The organism is Streptomyces sp. MAI_2237 (genome assembly GCF_054189285.1).
This window is the reverse complement of record NZ_JAJPGQ010000001.1, coordinates 130,995-149,918: the sequence shown is the minus strand read 5'-3', so window position 1 is coordinate 149,918 and position 18,924 is coordinate 130,995. Positions and strand designations below refer to the sequence as shown.

At 73.6% G+C, this 18,924-nt stretch carries 18 protein-coding genes; 9 read left to right on the top strand and 9 right to left on the bottom strand.

What is annotated here, in order from left to right; translation table 11 throughout:
* Positions 1–10: 10 nt before the first annotated feature.
* From LN251_RS00670 to fxsA, 3 genes are all read left to right on the top strand, one after another.
* Positions 11–1,609, top strand: a complete 1,599-nt coding sequence (locus LN251_RS00670; protein WP_458242625.1) for an amidohydrolase — start codon at positions 11–13, stop codon at positions 1,607–1,609.
* A gap of 534 nt (positions 1,610–2,143) precedes the next feature.
* A complete protein-coding gene (locus LN251_RS00665) occupies positions 2,144–2,938 on the top strand; it encodes a polyprenol monophosphomannose synthase (RefSeq protein WP_458242624.1) in 795 nt (264 codons plus the stop codon).
* 80 nt (positions 2,939–3,018) lie between these two features.
* Positions 3,019–3,579, top strand: coding sequence for an FxsA family membrane protein (fxsA, locus tag LN251_RS00660; protein WP_458242623.1), 561 nt, complete (start codon positions 3,019–3,021; stop codon positions 3,577–3,579).
* Positions 3,580–3,696: 117 nt separating this feature from the next.
* On the opposite strand, the gene LN251_RS00655 is transcribed toward fxsA, so the two are convergent.
* From LN251_RS00655 to yczE, 4 genes are all read right to left on the bottom strand, one after another.
* A complete protein-coding gene (locus tag LN251_RS00655; RefSeq protein WP_010046329.1) occupies positions 3,697–4,071 on the bottom strand; it encodes an RNA polymerase-binding protein RbpA in 375 nt (124 codons plus the stop codon).
* Positions 4,072–4,326: 255 nt separating this feature from the next.
* On the bottom strand, positions 4,327–5,664 hold the full coding sequence (locus LN251_RS00650; protein WP_458242622.1) for an MFS transporter: 1,338 nt from the start codon (positions 5,662–5,664) through the stop codon (positions 4,327–4,329).
* A 54-nt stretch (positions 5,665–5,718) separates the two neighbouring features.
* Positions 5,719–6,495, bottom strand: coding sequence for a glycerophosphodiester phosphodiesterase (locus LN251_RS00645; RefSeq protein WP_458242621.1), 777 nt, complete (start codon positions 6,493–6,495; stop codon positions 5,719–5,721).
* Positions 6,492–7,214: a membrane protein YczE gene (yczE, locus tag LN251_RS00640; protein WP_458242620.1), complete on the bottom strand. Its 723-nt coding sequence runs from the start codon at positions 7,212–7,214 to the stop codon at positions 6,492–6,494. The genes LN251_RS00645 and yczE overlap by 4 nt, the downstream gene beginning before the upstream one ends.
* Positions 7,215–7,244: 30 nt before the next feature.
* On the opposite strand from yczE, the gene LN251_RS00635 reads away from it, so the two are divergent.
* A complete protein-coding gene (locus tag LN251_RS00635; RefSeq protein ID WP_458242619.1) occupies positions 7,245–8,756 on the top strand; it encodes an SCO1417 family PLP biosynthesis transcription factor in 1,512 nt (503 codons plus the stop codon).
* A 108-nt stretch (positions 8,757–8,864) separates the two neighbouring features.
* Here LN251_RS00635 and LN251_RS00630 read toward each other — a convergent pair whose 3' ends face one another.
* Both LN251_RS00630 and LN251_RS00625 read right to left on the bottom strand, forming a co-directional pair.
* Entirely contained in the window at positions 8,865–10,481 is a 1,617-nt protein-coding gene (locus tag LN251_RS00630; RefSeq protein WP_458242618.1) for a hypothetical protein, read from the bottom strand.
* Between the two features lie 40 nt (positions 10,482–10,521).
* Positions 10,522–10,716 (bottom strand): hypothetical protein, encoded by a 195-nt coding sequence (locus tag LN251_RS00625; RefSeq protein ID WP_058926570.1) that lies wholly within the window; start codon positions 10,714–10,716, stop codon positions 10,522–10,524.
* A 260-nt stretch (positions 10,717–10,976) separates the two neighbouring features.
* Between LN251_RS00625 and LN251_RS00620 the strand changes: the two genes are divergently transcribed.
* The 5 genes from LN251_RS00620 to LN251_RS00600 all read left to right on the top strand — a co-directional run bounded on the left by LN251_RS00620 (position 10,977) and on the right by LN251_RS00600 (position 16,476).
* The gene (locus LN251_RS00620) at positions 10,977–11,369 is read left to right on the top strand and encodes an ankyrin repeat domain-containing protein (protein ID WP_058926571.1); all 393 of its coding nucleotides are present in this window, start codon (positions 10,977–10,979) and stop codon (positions 11,367–11,369) included.
* Positions 11,370–11,670: 301 nt separating this feature from the next.
* A complete protein-coding gene (locus tag LN251_RS00615) occupies positions 11,671–13,089 on the top strand; it encodes a HEAT repeat domain-containing protein (protein ID WP_458242617.1) in 1,419 nt (472 codons plus the stop codon).
* A gap of 242 nt (positions 13,090–13,331) precedes the next feature.
* On the top strand, positions 13,332–14,477 hold the full coding sequence (locus LN251_RS00610) for a glycosyltransferase family 4 protein (protein WP_458242616.1): 1,146 nt from the start codon (positions 13,332–13,334) through the stop codon (positions 14,475–14,477).
* On the top strand, positions 14,474–15,631 hold the full coding sequence (locus tag LN251_RS00605) for a glycosyltransferase (RefSeq protein WP_458242615.1): 1,158 nt from the start codon (positions 14,474–14,476) through the stop codon (positions 15,629–15,631). Before LN251_RS00610 ends, LN251_RS00605 begins: the two co-directional genes overlap by 4 nt.
* Positions 15,628–16,476, top strand: a complete 849-nt coding sequence (locus LN251_RS00600) for an SGNH/GDSL hydrolase family protein (protein WP_458242614.1) — start codon at positions 15,628–15,630, stop codon at positions 16,474–16,476. The genes LN251_RS00605 and LN251_RS00600 overlap by 4 nt, the downstream gene beginning before the upstream one ends.
* Before the next feature lie 195 nt (positions 16,477–16,671).
* Here the strand turns inward: LN251_RS00600 and LN251_RS00595 are convergent, their stop codons facing one another.
* Genes LN251_RS00595 through LN251_RS00585 form a run of 3 tightly spaced genes read right to left on the bottom strand, consistent with a single transcriptional unit; the run spans position 16,672 to position 18,910 of the window.
* Positions 16,672–17,541, bottom strand: coding sequence for a 5-oxoprolinase subunit C family protein (locus tag LN251_RS00595; RefSeq protein WP_458242613.1), 870 nt, complete (start codon positions 17,539–17,541; stop codon positions 16,672–16,674).
* A complete protein-coding gene (locus tag LN251_RS00590) occupies positions 17,538–18,155 on the bottom strand; it encodes a 5-oxoprolinase subunit B family protein (protein ID WP_458242612.1) in 618 nt (205 codons plus the stop codon). The genes LN251_RS00595 and LN251_RS00590 overlap by 4 nt, the downstream gene beginning before the upstream one ends.
* Positions 18,152–18,910 carry a LamB/YcsF family protein gene (locus LN251_RS00585; RefSeq protein WP_458242611.1) on the bottom strand — a complete coding sequence of 253 codons (759 nt, stop codon included), beginning with the start codon at positions 18,908–18,910 and terminating at the stop codon, positions 18,152–18,154. Before LN251_RS00585 ends, LN251_RS00590 begins: the two co-directional genes overlap by 4 nt.
* Positions 18,911–18,924 lie beyond the last annotated feature (14 nt).

The following is an 18,924-nucleotide window of genomic DNA, read 5'->3' as shown; positions in this document are numbered from 1 at the left end:
ACTGTCGGTCATGAGTGAACGCACCGACCGGCCCAAGACCGTCCTGCTCCGCCGAGGCGAGGTGCACAGCCCCGCCGACCCCTTCGCGACCGCGATGGTCGTGGAGGCCGGACAGGTCGCCTGGGTCGGCTCCGAGGGCGCCGCCGACGCCTTCGCGGACGGTGTCGACGAGGTCGTCGACCTGGACGGCGCGCTCGTCACCCCGGCGTTCACCGACGCCCATGTGCACACCACCTCCACCGGCCTCTCCCTCACCGGCCTCGACCTGTCCGGCGCCCCCTCCCTGGACGCGGCCCTCGCCCTCGTACGGGACTTCGCCGCAGCTCGGCCGGGCGATCGCGTCCTGCTCGGGCACGGCTGGGACGCCGCCCGCTGGCCCGGCGGCCGGCCGCCGACCCGCGCCGAACTGGACGCGGCCACGGGCGGCCGCCCCCTGTACCTGAGCCGGATCGACGTCCACTCGGCGGTCGCGACGTCGGCCCTGCTCCACATGGCCGGACTGGGCGCGGTGGACGGCCCGCTCACCGCCGACGCCCACCACGCCGTGCGCGCCGCCGCGTTCGCGGCCGTGACCCCGGCCCAGCGGACCGACGCCCAGCGCGCCGCCCTCGCGCAGGCCGCGTCCCTCGGTATCGGGTCGGTGCACGAGTGCGCGGGACCGCAGATCTCCTCCGAGGACGACTTCACCGGCCTGCTGCGGCTCGCGGCCGAGGAGACCGGGCCCCGGGTCGTCGGCTACTGGGCCGAGCAGGACGTCGAGAAGACGCGTGAGCTCGGCGCGGTGGGCGCCGCGGGGGACCTGTTCGTCGACGGCGCCCTGGGCTCGCACACCGCCTGCCTGCACCTGCCGTACACCGACGTCGACCACACCGGCTCCGCCTACCTGGACGCGGACGCCGTCGCCGCCCACGTCGTCGCCTGCACCGAGGCCGGCCTCCAGGCGGGCTTCCACGCCATCGGCGACGCCGCCGTGACCACCGTCGTCGAGGGCGTCCGCGCCGCCTCGGAGAAGGTCGGCCTCGCGCGCGTCCGCGCCGCCCGGCACCGTGTCGAGCACGCCGAGATGCTCACACCGCAGACCGTCGCGGCCTTCGCCGAGCTGGGCCTGACCGCCTCCGTGCAGCCCGCCTTCGACGCGCTGTGGGGCGGCGACGACGGCATGTACGCCCAGCGCCTCGGCGTGGAGCGCGCCCGGACCCTCAACCCCTTCGCCGCCCTGCTGCGCGCCGGCGTCCCGCTCGCCTTCGGCTCCGACACCCCGGTCACGCCCTTCGACCCGTGGGGCACCGTCCGCGCCGCCGCCTTCCACCGCACGCCGGAGCACCGCGTGTCCGTACGCGCCGCCTTCACCGCCCACACCCGCGGCGGCTGGCGGGCGACCGGCCGCGACGACGCCGGTGTCCTGGTGCCGGGAGCGCCCGCCGACTACGCCGTATGGCGTACCGGCGAACTCGTGGTCCAGGCGCCCGACGACCGTGTCGCCCGCTGGTCCACCGACCCCCGCTCCGGCACCCCCGGCCTGCCCGACCTCGGCCCCGGCCGCGACCTGCCCGTCTGCCTGCGCACGGTGGTGGGCGGCCGCACGGTCTTCGTACGCCCGGGCGAGTGATCTCCCGGGTCGGCGCACCGCCGATCGTGGTCCGCCCGCCTGCGGCGCGACCTGCGCCTCCGCCCCGCTGATCAGGCATTTGTCTGAAGAGCCGCAGGTCGAACGGCTGTTGACAGGCGGAGGCGGGGGGCCGGTAGGTTCGGCGGAGTCCACCACCGGACGCCCGACCGGGGAACTTCCGCGCACTCGCCCGCGGCGCCGCTGGGTCAGGGACGGTGTGCCGCACCGGGGCACCGTCACTGGGAGCCAGGCTCAGCGCCCGCGCCGCTGCGGGGGAACGTTCCGGCCGGTAGGGGAGGTGCGACCCGGGTGGGGCCCGGCGCTCAGTAGACAACGGCTTTCGGTCGACCCGCAGCCAGCGGGCCCCAGGTCGGCCCGAAGGGCGCCGGGCCCCCATCCGCAGCGAAACCCGTAAAACGGTTGCTCTTACCCCGCTCTTGCGGAATCGACACCACGATACGAACGTCCTTGAACCGTCATCGCAGGCCGCGGCCACTATGGTGGACCTCTGCGTACGGACATGAAGGGGCAGCAGTGAACGACGGCGACGAGACCCTCGCGGCATCGGACCGGGGGAAAAAGTTCGGCCCGCTCGGCACGGCCTTGGTGATCATTCCGACCTACAACGAGGCGGAGAACATCAAGAAGATCGTCGGCCGGGTCCGCGCGGCCGTCCCCGAGGCGCACGTCCTCGTGGCCGACGACAACAGCCCCGACGGCACCGGCAAGCTCGCCGACGAACTGGCGGCCGAGGACGACCACGTCCAGGTCATGCACCGCAAGGGCAAGGAGGGCCTCGGCGCCGCCTACCTCGCGGGCTTCCGCTGGGGTCTGGAGCACGGGTACGGCGTCCTGGTGGAGATGGACGCCGACGGCTCCCACCAGCCCGAGGAACTGCCCCGCCTCCTGACCGCCCTGAAGAGCGCCGACCTGGTGCTCGGCTCCCGCTGGGTGCCCGGCGGCCGGGTGGTGAACTGGCCCAAGAGCCGCGAGTTCATCTCCCGCGGCGGCAGCCTGTACTCCCGCCTCGCCCTCGACCTGCCGCTCAGGGACATCACCGGCGGCTACCGCGCCTTCCGCCGCGAGACCCTCGAAGGCCTCGGCCTGGACCAGGTCGCCTCGCAGGGCTACTGCTTCCAGGTGGACCTCGCCCGCCGAGCGGTCAAGGCTGGCTACCACGTCGTCGAGGTCCCCATCACCTTCGTCGAGCGGGAACTCGGCGACTCCAAGATGAGCCGCGACATCCTTGTCGAGGCCCTGTTCAGGGTCACGGCCTGGGGTGCCACGGAGCGGGTCGACAAGGTCCTGGGCCGCGGCAAGAAGGCCTGACCCGGCCGCCGCGGGGCCTCCCCGACCCCGCCGGCCACCCGTTTATCCCGTCCTGAGCCGTCGGCAGGCACACTGGACGCATGACGACTGGCGCATCCACCCCCACCTACCCCGCCCGGCCCCGGCGCTCCCGGCTGCGGACGTTCCTGCCGCTGGGCGTCGCGGCCTGGCTGGTGCTGGAGATCTGGCTGCTGTCCGTGATCGCGGGCGCGACCAGCGGGTTCGTGGTCTTCCTGCTGCTCGTCGCCGGGTTCGTGCTCGGCGGCGCGGTGATGAAGAAGGCCGGCCGGCGCGCCTTTCGGAACCTCAACGAGGCGGTGCAGCGGGGCGGAACCCCGCAGGGCGGCGGGGGCAACGGCCTGCTCATGCTGGGCGGCCTGCTGCTGATGATCCCCGGCCTGATCTCGGACGCGGTGGGTCTGCTCCTGCTGGTCCCGCCCGTCCAGAGGGCCGTGAGCCGCTTCACCGAGCGCACGGTCGACCGCAAGCTGCGCGAGGCGGTCCCGGGCGGCTTCGGCGACGCCTTCCGGCAGGCCCGCATCCACCGCCCCGACGGCAAGATCGTCCAGGGTGAGGTCGTCCGCGACGACGAGCGCCCCGGTGACGCCCCGCGGGAGCCGCGCCCGCCCCTGACGCGCTGACGGCGGCACGCCGCCCGGGGACCTCCGCACACACACGACGGCGGGCGCCCACGTGAATCACGTGGGCGCCCGCCGTCTTTTGCGTGTGTGTTGGTGTCTACCCGACCCCGGCAGGGACTAGGCCGACTTGCGGCTGTCCCGCGGATGGATCGCGATGTTCATCGCTCCCGAACGCAGAACTGCCAGACGCTCCTCGAGGACCTCTTCGAGTTCCTCTCGGGTGCGTCGCTCCATCAGCATGTCCCAATGGGTACGCGCGGGCTTGGCCTTCTTCTCTTCCGGGCCGTCGCCGTCAACGAGGAGTGCCTGGGCCCCGCAGACCTTGCACTCCCACTCCGGCGGGATCTCCGCCTCGACCGAGAAGGGCATCTCGAAGCGGTGCCCCTTCTCGCATGCGTACTCCACGGCCTGGCGCGGGGCCAGGTCGATGCCGCGGTCCGTCTCGTAGCTGGTCACCACGAGGCGCGTGCCGCGAAGAGCTCGCTCACTCATGAATCGTGCCTCCCGGGCTTGTCGCCCACAGGACAGGTGTCGCTGTCGTCGTCATCCGGTCAACGTCCGGTCGGCGGTAAAGATTCCCGTTGCGGGACATGTGTCGCCGTCGTAGCCGCCCCTTGTTGTACCCACCGGCGCCCGGTTTGTCACATCTGCTAGCAGATGTCACCCAGCGTTTCGGCATCTTTGACGCGCAGTAACGGTACGCCTGGCAGGCCAAACGCGTACACTACAGCCCTTTCGCCGTGAGTGCTAAATCATCTCGGGAACGGGATTTCCCGCGTCGTGGATCGCCCTGCGCACCGGAACCCGTGCGAGCAGCACGAACCCGATGACGAAGAACGCCACCAGCGAGATGATCGCGTCCCGGTAGCTTCCCGTCAGCTGGTAGGTGATGCCGAACAGAAGCGGACCGAGCCAGCTCATACCCCGGTCGCTCATCTCGTACGCCGAGAAGTACTCGGCCTCCTTGCCGGGCGGGACGAGATGGGAGAAGAGGGAGCGGGACAGGGCCTGGCTGCCGCCGAGGACGAGCCCGATGCCGGCCGCGAGCACGAAGAACCACACCGGCGCCCCGGCCGGCAGAAAGTACCCGGCCGCCAGCGTCACCGTCCACGCCACCAGCGAACCCAGGATGGTGCGCTTGGCCCCGTACGCCCGCGCCAGCCGCCCCATGCCCAGCGCCCCCGCCACGGCCAGCACCTGGACCATCAGCACGGCCGTGATCAGCGTGGACTGGCTCAGGCCCAGCTCCTCGGAGCCGTACACCGACGCCTGGGAGATCACCGTCTGGATGCCGTCGTTGTAGATGAGGTAGGCGAGCAGGAAGGCCAGGGTGAGGGGCTTGCCCCGCATGTCCCGGACGGTCGAGGCCAGCTGCCGCCATCCGTGCACCGCCGGCGCGGCGGACGCCGTACGGCGGTCGTGCAGCCGCTTCAGTGGTACGAGGGTGAAGGCGCCCCACCACAGTCCCGCCGACGCCAGACAGATGCGGACCGCCACCGACTCCGAGACGCCGAAGGAGTCGTGGGCCGTGAACAGCACCAGATTCACGATCAGCATCGACGAGCCGGCCGCGTAGCCGAAGGCCCAGCCGCGCGAGGAGACCCGGTCGCGGTCCTCGGGCGGGGCGATCTGCGGCAGGTAGGAGTTGTAGACGACCATCGAGACGGCCACGGAGGAGTTGGCGACGATCAGCAGCAGGCCGCCCAGCAGATACCGGTCGCCCGAGAGGAAGAACAGCCCCGTCGTGGCCGTCGCGCCCACGTAGGCGCAGACGGCGAGCAGCGGCTTCTTGCGGCCCGTCCGGTCGGCCGCCGCGCCCACCAGGGGCATCACCACGATCGACACGATCACGGACGCCGAGACGCAGTACGCGAAGAACGACCCGGCCCGCACCGGGATGCCCAGCGGGTGCACGAACCCGTCCGCGTCCGCCGCCGACTTGGCTACGGCGGTCAGGTAGGGGCCCAGGAACACCGTGAGCACGCTCGTCGAGTAGACGGAGCAGGCCCAGTCGTAGAAGTACCAGCCGCGCTGCTCGCGCCGCAGGTCGGTGGTGGCCGTCCGCACGGTGTCGGTGGTGCTCACCCGCGCCTCGCTTTTCCGGTGGATGTCCCGCGCGAGGGCTGCCGGATGCGGCGGTCAGGGGTGGGGGACCCAGACGCCGCGGTCCTCCATGACCTTGCGCAACGTGTCGATGTGATCGGTCATGATGCCATCGACTCCCAGGTCCAGGAGACGGTGCATGCGCTCGGCCTCGTTGACGGTCCACACGTGCACGTGCAGCCCGCGCGCGTGGGCGGCGCGCACGAAGCGGTGGTCGACGACCTGGATGCCGGACTGCGCCTCGGGCACCTGGGCGGCGACGGCCGAGCGGCGCAGCGCCGCCGGCACGCCCCAGGAGCGCAGGCGCAGGTTGAGCACGCCCCGGGTGCCGTACGACGTCGCCAGGCGCGGGCCGGCCAGGCGCTGGGCGCGGACCACGCGCGCCTCGGAGAAGGAGCCCACGCAGATCCGGTCCCAGGCGTTCGTGCGCTCGACCAGCTCCAGGAAGGGCAGGAGCGAGGACTCCGCCTTCAGGTCGACGTTCCAGCGCACCTCGGGGAAGGTCTCCAGCAGCTCCTCGAACAGCGGAATCGGTTCCTTGCCCGCCACCCGGGCCCGGCTCACCTCCGCCCACGGCAGGTCGGCGATCCGTCCCCCGCCGTCCGCCACCCGGTCCAGCGTCGCGTCGTGGAAGGCGACCAGCCTGCCGTCCGCCGTGGTGTGGACATCGGTCTCGATGTACCGGTAACCCGCCGCCACCGCCCGCCGGAACTGCAGCAGGGTGTTCTCCAGGCCGTCCGCGGCACCGCCCCGGTGGGCGAAGGCGATCGGACCGGGATGGTCGAGATAGGGGTGGCGTATCGCTGGGGTCACGGTCGCAGTATGGCGCGCCGCGGTTGCCCGGCGGCAACGACCGTGCTGCCGCCGGATGCCGGGGGAACGTCGAACACCCGCAGGAACAGCTGGGCGAGGGGGCCGATCGACACTGCGTACAGGAGCGTGCCGATGCCGGCCGTGCCGCCGAGGACGAACCCCGTCGCCACGACCGCCACTTCGATCGCCGTCCGCATCGAGCGGATCGAGCGGCCGGTACGGCGGTGCAGGCCCGTCATCAGGCCGTCGCGCGGACCCGGACCGAAGCGGGCGGAGATGTAGAGCCCGGTGGCCACGCCGTTGAGCGCGATGCCGGCCAGGAGAAGGGGGAGGCGTACGGCCAGGGAGCGGACGTCGGGGAAGAGGGCGAGCGTGCCGTCCATGGCGATGCCGACCAGGAACACGTTGGAGACGGTGCCGAGGCCCGGGCGCTGGCGGAGGGGTATCCACAGCACCAGCACCGCCGCGCCCACGATGATCGACACGACGCCGATGGTGAGGCCGGTCAGCCGTGCGAGCCCCTGGTGCAGCACACCCCAGGGTTCGAGTCCGAGGCCCGAGCGGACGAGGAGCGCCGAGCTCGTGCCGTACAGCGCGAGCCCGACGTACAACTGGATCAACCGTCGTCCGAAACGGTCCCTGCTGGCCAAGGGATACCCCCTGTGGTCGTGGTGGCCTGGTGCATGCCACCCTGGTGGGTGAGTGGAAACCTCATCCATGGCCAATCCGGGGAAGGTGGACTGATTTCCATGGGGCAGTGGACCTCGGCGATGGGTGCCGCGCAGCTCGCCCGGCTCCTGAAGTCCCAGCAGGACCGGCCGGCCGGTCCGGGCACGCGCCGTCCGCCCGCCTACCGGGCCCTCGCCGACGGCATCCGTCTGCTGGTCCTGGAGGGCCGCGTCCCGGTCGCCGCCCGGCTGCCCGCCGAACGCGAACTGGCCCTCGCCCTGTCGGTCAGCCGCACCACGGTCGCGGCCGCCTACGAGGCACTGCGCACCGAGGGCTTCCTGGAGTCCCGGCGCGGCGCCGGCAGCTGGACGGCCGTACCGGCCGGAAACCCGCTGCCCGCGCGCGGTCTCGAACCGCTCCCGCCCGAGGCCCTGGGATCGATGATCGACCTCGGCTGCGCGGCACTGCCCGCGCCCGAACCCTGGCTCACCCGGGCCGTCCAGGGAGCCCTGGAGGAACTGCCCCCGTACGCCCACACGCACGGCGACTACCCGGCCGGGCTCCCCGCCCTCCGCTCGATGATCGCCGACCGCTACACCGCGCGCGGGATCCCGACCATGCCCGAGCAGGTCATGGTCACCACCGGTGCGATGGGCGCGATCGACGCGATCTGCCACCTGTTCGCCGGGCGCGGCGAGCGCATCGCCGTCGAGTCGCCGTCGTACGCCAACATCCTGCAGCTGATGCGGGAGGCGGGGGCGCGCCTGGTGCCGGTCGCGATGGCCGAGGGGCTGACCGGCTGGGACCTGGACCGCTGGCGCCAGGTGCTGCGGGACGCGGCGCCGCGGATCGCGTACATCGTCGCCGACTTCCACAACCCGACCGGCGCGCTCGCGGCCGAGGACCAGCGGCGGCAGCTGGTCGAGGCGGCCCGGTCGGCCGGAACGGTGCTGATCGCGGACGAGACGATGAGCGAGCTGTGGCTGGACGAGGACCTCGACGAGGACTCGATGCCGCGGCCCGTCTGCGCCTTCGACCCCGCCGGCTCCAGCGTCATCACCGTCGGATCGGCCAGCAAGGCCTTCTGGGCCGGGATGCGCATCGGCTGGGTACGGGCGGCACCGGACGTGATCCGCAGCCTGGTCGCCGCGCGGGCCTACGCCGACCTGGGCACGCCGGTGCTGGAACAGCTGGCCGTGAACTGGCTCTTCAACACCGGCGGCTGGGAGCAGGCCGTGGAGCTGCGGCGCGGGCAGGCCCGGGAGAACCGGGACGCGCTGGTCGCCGCGGTACGGCGGGAGCTTCCGGAGTGGGAGTTCGAGGTGCCCCGGGGCGGACTGACCCTGTGGGTGCGCACGGGCGGGCTGTCCGGCTCGCGGCTCGCGGAGGCGGGGGAGCGGGTCGGTGTACGGGTGCCCTCGGGGCCCCGCTTCGGGGTCGACGGCGCCTTCGAGGGGTATGTACGGCTGCCGTTCACCGTGGGAGGCGCGGTGGCCGAAGAGGCGGCCGTGCGGCTCGCGGCGGCGGCGAAGCTGGTGGAGTCGGGTGCGTCGGGCGGCGGCGGGGAGACGCCTCGCACGTTCGTGGCGTGAGGCCGGCGCGGGTCGTGAGTGAGGCCCACGCCGGTCCTGGCGTGCGCGCGTCCACGGTCGTGGCGTGAGACGCGCCGCCTCCCCACCGCATCCGGTGCCTGCCTCGGCTCACGAACTCTCGGCCACCGCGGCCTCGACGGCCTCCACGGGCAAGGCCTCGGCCTGGATCGGCTCCGTCTCGACCTGCCCGGTCTCCACGGTCTCCCCGTCGGCCGGCGTCGTCCGCGGGGGCAGCAGCGCGAGCACCGCCTGCCGGTCCGCGTCGCTCGTCGCGTCGTCGTGGGGGTCCGGTGTCGACGGCACCTGCAGGCGGTGCACCGGCCCGGCGCCCAGGCGCGCGTACCCCCGGCCGGGCGGCACCTGCGCCACCGGCGTCGTGTTCGGGGGCGCTCCGAGGACCGCCCGCAACTGCTCCGCGGTGGCGGGTCCGAGCACGACACGCGCGCGGGTGTGCTGGCGTACCGCGTCGCTCAGCGCGTCCGCGCTGTCGAACTGGTCGGCCACCACCACCGTGACGTTCGCCGCGCGGCCGTGCCGCAGGGGGACCTGGAGCAGGGCCTGCGGGTCCTTGCGGCCGTCCGCGGCGGCGAGGTGGGAGAAGGCGGTGGGGCGGTCCAGCAGGAGCCACAGCGGGCGCTTGGTGTCCTCCGGCGGCGGGTGGCCGGCCTGACGGGCGCGGTTGGCGGCGATGAGCCGGCGTTCCGTCTCGGTGGCCGCCCACTCCAGGCTGGCCGTCGCCCCCGAGAGCCCGCACTCGACGGCGAGGACGCCGTCCCGGCCGGTCAGGCACGCGTACTCACCGGTGCCGCCGCCCTCGACGATCACGACGTCGCCGTACTGCAGGGCCTGCAGGGCGATCGAGCGCAGCAGGGTGGAGGTGCCGCTGCCCGGCTGGCCCATGACCAGCAGGTGCGGCTCGGTGGAGCGGATCCCGGTGCGCCAGACGACCGGCGGGACGTCGCGCTGCTCCTCGCCGTAGCCGAGCGGGAGCGTGCGCTGGACCTGGGTGGAGTCGGTGAAGCCGAGGACCGTCTCGCCGGGGGCCGTCACGAAACGCTGGGCGGCAATGTCGGTGGGCAGCGGGGACAGGACCGTGACGGTCAGCTGGTTGCCCTCCTCGTCCCAGGCGAAGTGGTACTCGCGGCCGCGGCCCGACTTGGCGTGCAGCAGCTGCTCGATCCGGGCTCTGGCCTCGGCCTCGCCGTCCGGGAAGTAGGCGGGGTAGCGGATCACCAGTTCGGTGGTGCGGCCCGTCTGGTCGAACTCGTACGCCGGGAACGCCTTCTCCCACTCGCCGCCGTGGGCGTACAGGGGGTCCGGGTCCTCGGGGGTCGAGAAGTACGGCACCAGGGCCTCGTACAGGGACTTGAGGCGCTGGGTCTGCGAGTCGTCGGGGCCGTCCGGCTCCGGCGGCCTGCGGTCGCGGCCCTGCCAGGCCGCCGCCGACATCAGGACGACGGCGGCGAGGAGCGGGCCGTACGGCACGAGCGCCACGACCAGGACCACCGACGCCACCAGGAACAGCAGCGGTCCGCGCTTGTCCTTGGGTGTCTCGGCCCATCTGCGCCGGCCGGCCGCCGCCAGCCGGCGCAGACCGCGCGTGATCGTGATCAGCGGATGGAGTACGTCGGTGGCGCTGTCGGCCGCCGTCCGGGCCAGCTCCCGGCTTCGGGCGATCTGCGCGCTGCCTGTGCTCAGGATGCGGGGGAGGGGGCGCCGGGCCACTGCTGTCTCCTCGGGGTGCGTACGGGACGGAGGAACGGCGTCAGAACTTGATGCCGCCGAGGAGGCTGGCCAGGCTCTCGCCGCCCGCCTTGATGCTCGGGGCGATGGCGGTGCTGGACAGATAGAAGCCGAAGAGGGCCGAGACCATGGCGTGCGAGGCCTTCAGCCCGTCCTTGCGGAAGAAGAGGAAGACGACGATGCCGAGCAGGACCACGCCTGAGATGGACAGGATCATTTGAGTTCTCCTGGTTCGCGGGGACAGTCACCATGAGTACTTCCAGGATCACAGGATGTATCCATACGATAAAAGGTGCAACTGGGTGAATTTCGTTGGATTTCCCTCGGATGGCGGAGCCCTGCTGACCCCATTGAGCAGGGCGTTTGCGTCCGACCGGGCCTGTGGTGATCTTTACCTCCGGCACATCGGGTCATGTGCGGCGCGAGCCAGTACCCTTGCGATTCACCTGAACGGTTGTATGAGAGGCGGACCGGCCGATGACTGAAGCGCCCGACCCCGAGGTCGTGGAGCTGGCGACCAAGATCTTCGATCTGGCCCGTCAGGGTCCGGCCGAGGCACTCGTGGCGTATGTCGACGCAGGCGTTCCGGCCAACCTCACCAACGACAGGGGCGACTCGCTCCTCATGCTCGCGGCCTATCACGGGCACGCGGACGCGGTGCGCGAACTGCTCGCCCGGGGCGCCGCCGCCGACGAGATCAACGACCGCGGGCAGACGCCGCTCGCCGGGGCCGTCTTCAAGGGTGAGACGGACGTCATCAAGGCCCTCCTGGAGGGTGGCGCCGACCCGTCCGCGGGCACGCCGTCGGCTGTGGACACGGCCCGGATGTTCGGCCGGACAGAACTGCTCGAATTGTTCGGCGCACACTGATCCGTATGTTCTGACCAGCGAAAACACAGAAAACGGGGGAGGCGGTACAGGGCCGCCGAAATTTCGGTCGCGGCAGGTCGAACTGCCGAGTCATCATGACGTCGTGATTCACGGACGCGATGGCTGGGCAGGTGATGCCGCACCGCGCGGGCCGTGACGCGGCCCGCATGGGCCACCGACGAGAGGCAGAGAGAAATGGTCTACAGCAAGCAGGAAACGGCGGGCGCCCCGACGTGTTGTCACGCGGCCAGGTGAAGCAGGATCCCCGGTTGCGTCGACGCTTGATGTGAGGCTGTTTCCCATGTTCGAACCGGTCATAGCGCCCAGCGGTACGCTGCTCGGCCTGCTTCAGCGGGGCCGCGGCGACGGAACACTGCACGCGCTCACCGCGCCGCGCGCCGAAGCGCTCGCGGCTCTCAACCACTGTGTGCTGCGCGATCCCCGCCACGACTGGCAGGTGGAGAACCGCTCCCTCTACTACGCCCGCCTCTACCTCGACCTGCACGGCGAGCTGGACGAGATCGAGGCCCACCTCTTCGACGTCGAGGACGCCTTCGACACCGAGGAGTCCCGCACCGGCCTGGCCCTCGCGGTCCTCGGCCATCTCGCCTCCTACGGCCGGCGGGACGCGCTCCAGCTGCTGCGCAGGTACGCCGCCTCCGGCGCCAACTGGGCCTGGGCCCTGGACGAGCTGGCCCTGCGGGACGACGACGCCGGTCTGCGGTCCCTGGCCGCGCCCGTCCTCGCCCGCTTCGCCACCGACGCCGAGGGCGAGGCCGAGCTCGCCGCCGCCGTACGGGACGCCTTCGAGCCCCGGCCCTGGCGGCTGTGGGCCGAGGATCCCCGCGAATCGATCGCCACGCGTGTGCGTGCCGCCCACGAGGCCGGCTGCTTCGACCGCTGGCAACGGCAGATGCGACCGACCGGGCCCCGTCCAGGGTGGAGCGTGCAGGCCGTCTTCGAGTGGGCCCAGCAGGGCTTCGAGCGGGGCGCGGCCCTGCACGTCCCCGCCGCCCGCTGTCTGGTCGCCGTCGCCGGCCCCGAGGACCGGGCGGAGATCGTCCGGGCCGCCGAGGACGGCTTCGACGGGGCGCGCTGCACCGCCCTGCGCTACCTCGCCGACGGCAACGATCCCGACGCCCTCGACCTGATCGAGGGTGCTGTGGCCACGGGCTCACCGGCCGTCGTGGAGGCCGCCGTGGCCGCCTTCGAACGGATGCGGAGCATCGCCGCCGTCGACCGCGCGCGCGGCTGGGCCCGCCGCCCCGACCCGCTCGGCGCCGCCGCCGGCCGTATGCTCGCCTGCCGCGGCGGGGTCGAGGACAAGGACCTGGTCCTCGGCGCACTGCGGGAAGCCGTCCGGGGCGAGGGCCCCGACGCCCCCACGCTGTGGACCCTCGTGGACGGCACCGGCCGGCTCGGCATCGTCTGCGCCGCCCCCGTCCTGCGCCACATCTACCGCGAGACCGCCTCCTCCCACCTGCGCGGCCGGGCCGCCCGGGCCCTCGCCGCCACCGACCCCTCCTTCCCCGCCGGCTTCGCCGTCGAATGCCTCTGGGACTGCGAGGAGTCCACCCGCGAGATCGCCGCCCGGCACGCCGAGACCGGCGACGCCCGGGTCGTCGAACAACTCCGCCGCCTCGCCGCCGATCCGGCCGAGGAGGCCGAGGTCCAGACGGCGGTACGCAGCCGGATCGCACCCGAGGGGCCCGCCGTGTGAGGCGCGCGGACAGAAGGACGCCGACGGCGGGATCCGGGCAGGCCCGGTGCTGGGGAGACCCCCTCGGACCGTGACACCGGGTGGTGGCACGGCCGCCGGATGAACGAGGGATGACCCGCGGGTCAGCCGGTCATGGACACGGTCTGACCTGCCCGGGTGTGCGAAGGAACGCTCACGGGACGTTCATCGTTCGCAAAGATCCACGTTGACGCGGCCACGTCCGGCACGGCGAGAACACCGGTATGCGTGTCGTCATCGTGACCGAATCCTTTCCCCCCGATGTGAACGGCGTGGCCCACTGCGCGCTCCAGACCGCCCGGCACCTCGTAGATCGCGGTCACCATCCGCTCGTCGTCGCCCCGGCCACCGCGGCCCTGCTCGGCCGGGTCGGGACCGGGCCCGACGCCCAGGCGCCGTGCCCCGTCGTCCGTGTCCCCTCCCTCCCGCTCCCGGGCTATCCCCAGGTCCGTGTCGCCCTGCCCAGCCGGCGCCTCGCCGCCGCCGTGGTCGAGCACAGGGCCGACATCGTGCACCTGGCCAGCCCCTTCGTCCTCGGCGTCCGCGGCATGGCCGCCGCCGCCCGGCTCGGCATCCCCGCCGTGGCCGTCTACCAGACCGACCTGGCCGGATACGCCCGCACCTACATGGGCGCCGGTGAGGCCGCGGCCTGGCGGCGCATCCGTTCCGTCCACGCGGCCGCCGACCTCACCCTCGCCCCCTCCAGCGCCTCCCTGCGCGACCTGCGGACCCACGACGTCCCCCGGGTCAAGCTGTGGCCGCGCGGAGTGGACACCGTCCGCTTCCGTCCCGACCTGCGCGACGAGGCCCTGCGCCGCGAACTCGCCCCCGACGGCGAGCTGATCGTCGGCTACGTCGGCCGCCTCGCCCCCGAGAAGCACGTCGAACTCCTGTCGGGCGTGTGCGGACTCGACGGGGTGCGCGTCGTGGTCGTCGGGGACGGCCCGAGCCGGCCGAGCCTGACCGAGGCCCTGCCGGGCGCGGTCTTCCTCGGCCGCCGCACCGGCGAGGAACTCGCCCGGATCTACGCCTCCCTGGACGTCTTCGCGCACACCGGCCCGTTCGAGACCTTCTGCCAGACCGTGCAGGAGGCCATGGCCGGCGGTGTCCCGGTCGTCGCGCCCGCCGTCGGCGGCCCGCTGGACCTGGTCGCCCACGAGCGCACCGGGCTGCTGGTGCCGCCGCACGACGCGGACGCCGTCCGCGAGGCGGTGAGGTCCCTGATCGCCGACCCCGAACGGCGCTTCGTGTTCGGTGCCACCGCCCGCGCCACGGTCGAGGGGCGCACCTGGGCGGCCGTCGGCGACCAGCTGATCGGGCACTACGCGGACGTGCTCGCCGCCCGGAAGAAGACGGCGGTGGCGGCATGACCCCCCTTCGGATCGTCCGCCTCGCCAACTTCGTCGCGCCCGCCTCCGGCGGACTGCGCACCGCCCTGCGCGAACTCGGCAAGGGCTACCGGGTGGCCGGGCACGAGCCGGTGCTCGTCGTCCCCGGCGCACGCGCCGACGACCGCGACACCGAACAGGGCCGCGTCATCACCCTGCCCGGACCGCTGCTGCCCGGTACGGGCGGCTACCGCGTGCTGACCGACAAGCGGCGGGTCGCCGCCCTGCTGGAGGAACTGGCGCCGGACCGGCTGGAGGTCTCCGACCGGACGACCCTCAGGTGGACCGGCAAGTGGGCCCGGCGGCACCGGGTGCCCGCCGTGATGGTCTCCCACGAGACCGCCGACGGGGTGCTGCGCACCTGGGGCCTGTCCGAGGGCGCCGCCCGGCGCGCCGCGGACGCCCTCAACACCCGTACGGCGCACGCCTACGCGCGCGTCGTGTGCACCACCGAGTTCGCCGAGCGGGAGTTCGTACGGATCGGCGCGCGCAACGTCGTACGGGCACCGCTGGGCGTCGACCTGGTGGAACGCCGTCCCGCCCTGTACGACGCTGCGCTGCGCGCGCAGTACGCGCGCGTGACCGAGACGCTGCTCGTGACCTGCACACGGCTGTCCGTGGAGAAGCGCCCCGGCACCGCGCTCGACGCCCTGGAGGCGCTGATCCGTCGCGGCCGCCGGGCGGTGCTGGTGGTCGCCGGCGACGGGCCGCTGCGGGCACGGCTCGAACTGCGGGCGCGTGAACGCCGGTTGCCGGTGACGTTCCTGGGGCATGTCTCCGACCGCGTCAGGCTCGGCGCGCTGCAGGCCTCGGCCGACGTCTGCCTGGCCCCCGGGCCCGCCGAGACGTTCGGCCTGGCGGCGCTGGAGGCGATGGCCTGCGCCACCCCCGTCGTGGTGAGCGCGTCGTCGGCGCTGCCGGAGGTCATCGGCTCGGCCGGGGCCGTCGCGGCGGACCACGGGGAGGCGTTCGCGGACGCCGTGGACACGCTGCTCCGACTCCCCGAACGGGAACGGCGCGAGGCGGCACGCGCGCGTGCGGAGTGCTTCGGGTGGAACGCGGCCGTCGACGCGTTCCTCGCCGCGCACGACGCGACGGTCCCGGAGCGTCGCGTCGTCCCCGGGGGCGTGGCATGAGAGCCCCGCGTTTCGTCGCCCTCGGGGACTCCCTGACCGAGGGCGTGGGCGACCCGGCCGCCGACGGGTGGCGCGGCTGGGCCGCGCTGCTCGCCGGCGGACTCGCCGAGGCGGACGTCGAGTTCACCAACCTCGCCGTCAGCGGCGCGCAGACCCGGGAGGTGCTGGAGGTCCAGATGCCGGCAGGTCTCGCCCTGAAGCCGGACGTCGTGTCCGTGGTGATCGGCGTCAACGACACCTTGCGCCGCACGTTCGACATCCACGCCGTCGCCGCTCGTCTGGACCGGGTGTACGCCGCGTTCACCGCGCAGGGCGCGACGCTGCTCACCGCCTGTCTGCCCGACCCCGGCTCGATGCTGGGCCTCCCGGGCTCCCTGGCCCGGCCGCTGGCCAGACGGCAGCGGGCGGTCGACGAGGTGGTCCACGTGCTGTCCGACCGCTATGGGGCGGTGCATCTGCACGCGGCCGAGGAGGGCTGGATCACGGACCGCGCGATGTGGAGCGCGGACCGGCTGCACCCCGGCGAGCGCGGGCACCGGCAGCTGGCGGTGCGCTTCCACGCGCTGCTGGCGCAGGCGGGTCGTGCGACGGGGGCGGCGCCCTCGCCGGAGCCGGAGCATCCCGTGCCCACCAGGTCGGCGAGCCTGTGGTGGCTGGCCACGGCGGGCACCGCCTGGGTGGCGCGGCGGTGCACCGATCTGCTGCCGCAGCTGCTTCGGCTGGCCGCCGACGAGGTGCGGCACGGGGTGCGGGGGACGAGTGGGCGGCTGGACATCGGGGCTGCGGCGGCGGTGTCGGCGGCTCTGGCCGCGGTGTCCGTCCTGGAGCGGGCGGACGTCGCGTGAGGGCCGCCGGCCGGTGGTCTGCGCGGGTGCGTGGGGGGCTGGTCGCGCAGTTTCACGCGCCCCTGGGAGGGGCGCTACCTGCCATGCCTTCCTATGAAGCGGACCGGTGTTCCCGGTGCGGCCTAAGCGCCGGCCGGTGGTCTGCGCGGGTGCGTGGGGGCTGGTCGCGCAGACCACCGCGCCCCTGGGAGGGACCTACCTGCCATGCCTTCCTACGAAGCGGACCGGTGTTCCCGGTGCCGCCTGGGCGGCGGCCGGGAGGTCCTGGGGACGCACGACCGCGATGACCGGGTAGCCGCCGGTGGTCGGGTGGTCGGCCAGGAAGACCACCGGCCTGCCGTCGGGCGGTACTTGGACCGCGCCCAGCACCATGCCCTCGCTGGGGAGTTCGCCGGGACGGGCTCGTTCCAGGGCGGGGCCCTCCGTGCGCAGGCCGATGCGGTTGCTGGCTGGGGACACCCGGTAGGTGCGGGAGGTGAAGGCGTGCAGTGCCGCCGGGGTGAACCAGTCCTCACGCGGACCGAGCGTCACCCTCAGGACGAGCTCGCCCGGCGGCGCCGGCTGCGGGGCGGCGTCCACGCGCGCGTGAGGCGCCTCCGGCGTGCCCAGGGGCAGCACCGTGCCGTTCGTGAGCGGTGCGGGGCCCAGACCGGACAGCAGGTCCGTGGAACGGCTCCCCAGCACCGGATCGACGGCGACGCCCCCGGAGACGGCGACGTAGCCGCGTACTCCCGAGACGACGGTGCCGATGTCCAGGAGGGCGCCGGCGGGGACGCGTACGGGCGCGCCCCAGGGCACCGGGCGGCCCTCCACCGTCACCGGGCAGGGTGCGCCCCCGACCGCCACCGTGACCGCCGAACGCGGCCGCAGCGAGCAGCCGTTGACCGTGGTCTCCAGGACGGCGGCGCCGGGCGGATTGCCGACGAGACGATTGACGAGCGCCGCCGCGGGGCCGTCGAGCGCCCCGGAGCGCGGCACACCGAGATGGGCGTGGCCCGGGCGGCCCTGGTCCTGGACCGTCGTCAGGGCCCCGGCGCGTACGACGACGAGCGCTCGGTCCGTCATGAGCGCCCCACCGGGACGAACCGCACGCGCTTGCCGGGCGACAGCAGCGCGGCCGGCACGCGCGCGTGGTCCCACAGGACCGTGTCCGTGCTGCCGATCAGCTGCCAGCCGCCGGGGGAGGAGCGCGGGTACACGCCCGTGTAGGGGCCCGCGAGGGCCACGGCGCCCGCCGGGACGGCCGTGCGCGGGGTGGCCCGGCGCGGGACGTCGTAGCGCCGTGGCAGGCCGGTGAGGTAGCCGAAGCCGGGGGCGAACCCGCAGAAGGCGACGCTGAACTCGGTGCCGGCGTGGATGCGGGCCACCTCGCCGGTGTCGACGTCCCAGTGCGCGGCCACGTCCGCCAGGTCGGGGCCGTCGTAGCGCACCGGGATCTCGACCACGTCATGCGCGCGTGGGGGAGCGGGGGGAACCTCGGCGGCCGTCAACTCGGCGGTGAGGCGGGCCGGATCGTCCACGCCGTCCAGGAGGACCGTGCGGGCGGCGGGGACGATCTCGCGGGCCGACAGCGTGCCCTCCGCGCGGCGGCGCAGCAGTTCGGCGTGCAGCGCCCGCGCCTCCTCGCCGGAGGCCGCCTCGACCAGGAGGGCGCCGTCGCCGACGGTCAGCACCCTCATGCGAAGGCCTCCACCCGGACACCGGACGCCTGCAGGCGCTCCCGTACCAGCCGGGCCAGTTCGACGGCACCCGGGGTGTCGCCGTGCAGGCACAGGGACCGCGCGCGTACCTCGACCCGCGTCCCGGAGTGCGCGTCGACCCACCCGTCGCGGGCGAGGCCCACCGAGCGCTCCACGACCGCCTCCGGGTCGGTCACCACGGCGCCTTCGTGCGCGCGGGGCACGAGCGTGCCCTCCTCGGTGTAGGCGCGGTCGGCGAACGCCTCGGTGACGGCCGGGAGCCCGGCCTTCTCCGCGTACTCCAGCAGCCGCGAACCGGGCAGGCCGAGCACGGGCAGCGTGGCGTCGGCGAGCAGGACGCCGTCGACGACCGCTCCGGCCTGCTCCTCGTCGCGCACCACGCGGTTGTAGAGCGCGCCGTGCGGTTTGACGTACGACACGCGCGTGCCCGCCGCGCGTGCGAAGACCTCCAGGGCGCCGATCTGGTAGGCCACCTCGGCCGCCAGTTCGGCGGGCGGCACGTCCATCGCCCGCCGCCCGAAGCCGGCCAGGTCCCGGTAGGAGACCTGGGCGCCGATCCGGACGCCGCGCTCGGCCGCGAGCTCGCACACGCGCCGCATGGTGGCCGCGTCCCCGGCGTGGAAGCCGCAGGCCACGTTGGCGCTGGTGACCACGGACAGCAGCCGCTCGTCGTCGGTGAGCTGCCAGCGGCCGAAGCCCTCGCCGAGGTCGGCGTTCAGATCGATCGAGGTCATGGTTCCTTCGTTCT

Excerpts from the sequence above, each read along its gene's own strand:
- LN251_RS00670 (WP_458242625.1), top strand. The coding sequence starts at position 11 with ATGAGTGAACGCACCGACCGGCCCAAGACCGTCCTGCTCCGCCGAGGC.
- fxsA (WP_458242623.1), top strand. The coding sequence starts at position 3,019 with ATGACGACTGGCGCATCCACCCCCACCTACCCCGCCCGGCCCCGGCGC.
- LN251_RS00655 (WP_010046329.1), bottom strand. The coding sequence starts at position 4,071 with ATGAGTGAGCGAGCTCTTCGCGGCACGCGCCTCGTGGTGACCAGCTAC.
- yczE (WP_458242620.1), bottom strand. The coding sequence starts at position 7,214 with ATGGATGAGGTTTCCACTCACCCACCAGGGTGGCATGCACCAGGCCAC.
- LN251_RS00635 (WP_458242619.1), top strand. The coding sequence starts at position 7,245 with ATGGGGCAGTGGACCTCGGCGATGGGTGCCGCGCAGCTCGCCCGGCTC.
- LN251_RS00625 (WP_058926570.1), bottom strand. The coding sequence starts at position 10,716 with ATGATCCTGTCCATCTCAGGCGTGGTCCTGCTCGGCATCGTCGTCTTC.
- LN251_RS00620 (WP_058926571.1), top strand. The coding sequence starts at position 10,977 with ATGACTGAAGCGCCCGACCCCGAGGTCGTGGAGCTGGCGACCAAGATC.
- LN251_RS00615 (WP_458242617.1), top strand. The coding sequence starts at position 11,671 with ATGTTCGAACCGGTCATAGCGCCCAGCGGTACGCTGCTCGGCCTGCTT.
- LN251_RS00610 (WP_458242616.1), top strand. The coding sequence starts at position 13,332 with ATGCGTGTCGTCATCGTGACCGAATCCTTTCCCCCCGATGTGAACGGC.
- LN251_RS00605 (WP_458242615.1), top strand. The coding sequence starts at position 14,474 with ATGACCCCCCTTCGGATCGTCCGCCTCGCCAACTTCGTCGCGCCCGCC.
- LN251_RS00600 (WP_458242614.1), top strand. The coding sequence starts at position 15,628 with ATGAGAGCCCCGCGTTTCGTCGCCCTCGGGGACTCCCTGACCGAGGGC.
- LN251_RS00595 (WP_458242613.1), bottom strand. The coding sequence starts at position 17,541 with ATGACGGACCGAGCGCTCGTCGTCGTACGCGCCGGGGCCCTGACGACG.
- LN251_RS00590 (WP_458242612.1), bottom strand. The coding sequence starts at position 18,155 with ATGAGGGTGCTGACCGTCGGCGACGGCGCCCTCCTGGTCGAGGCGGCC.
- LN251_RS00585 (WP_458242611.1), bottom strand. The coding sequence starts at position 18,910 with ATGACCTCGATCGATCTGAACGCCGACCTCGGCGAGGGCTTCGGCCGC.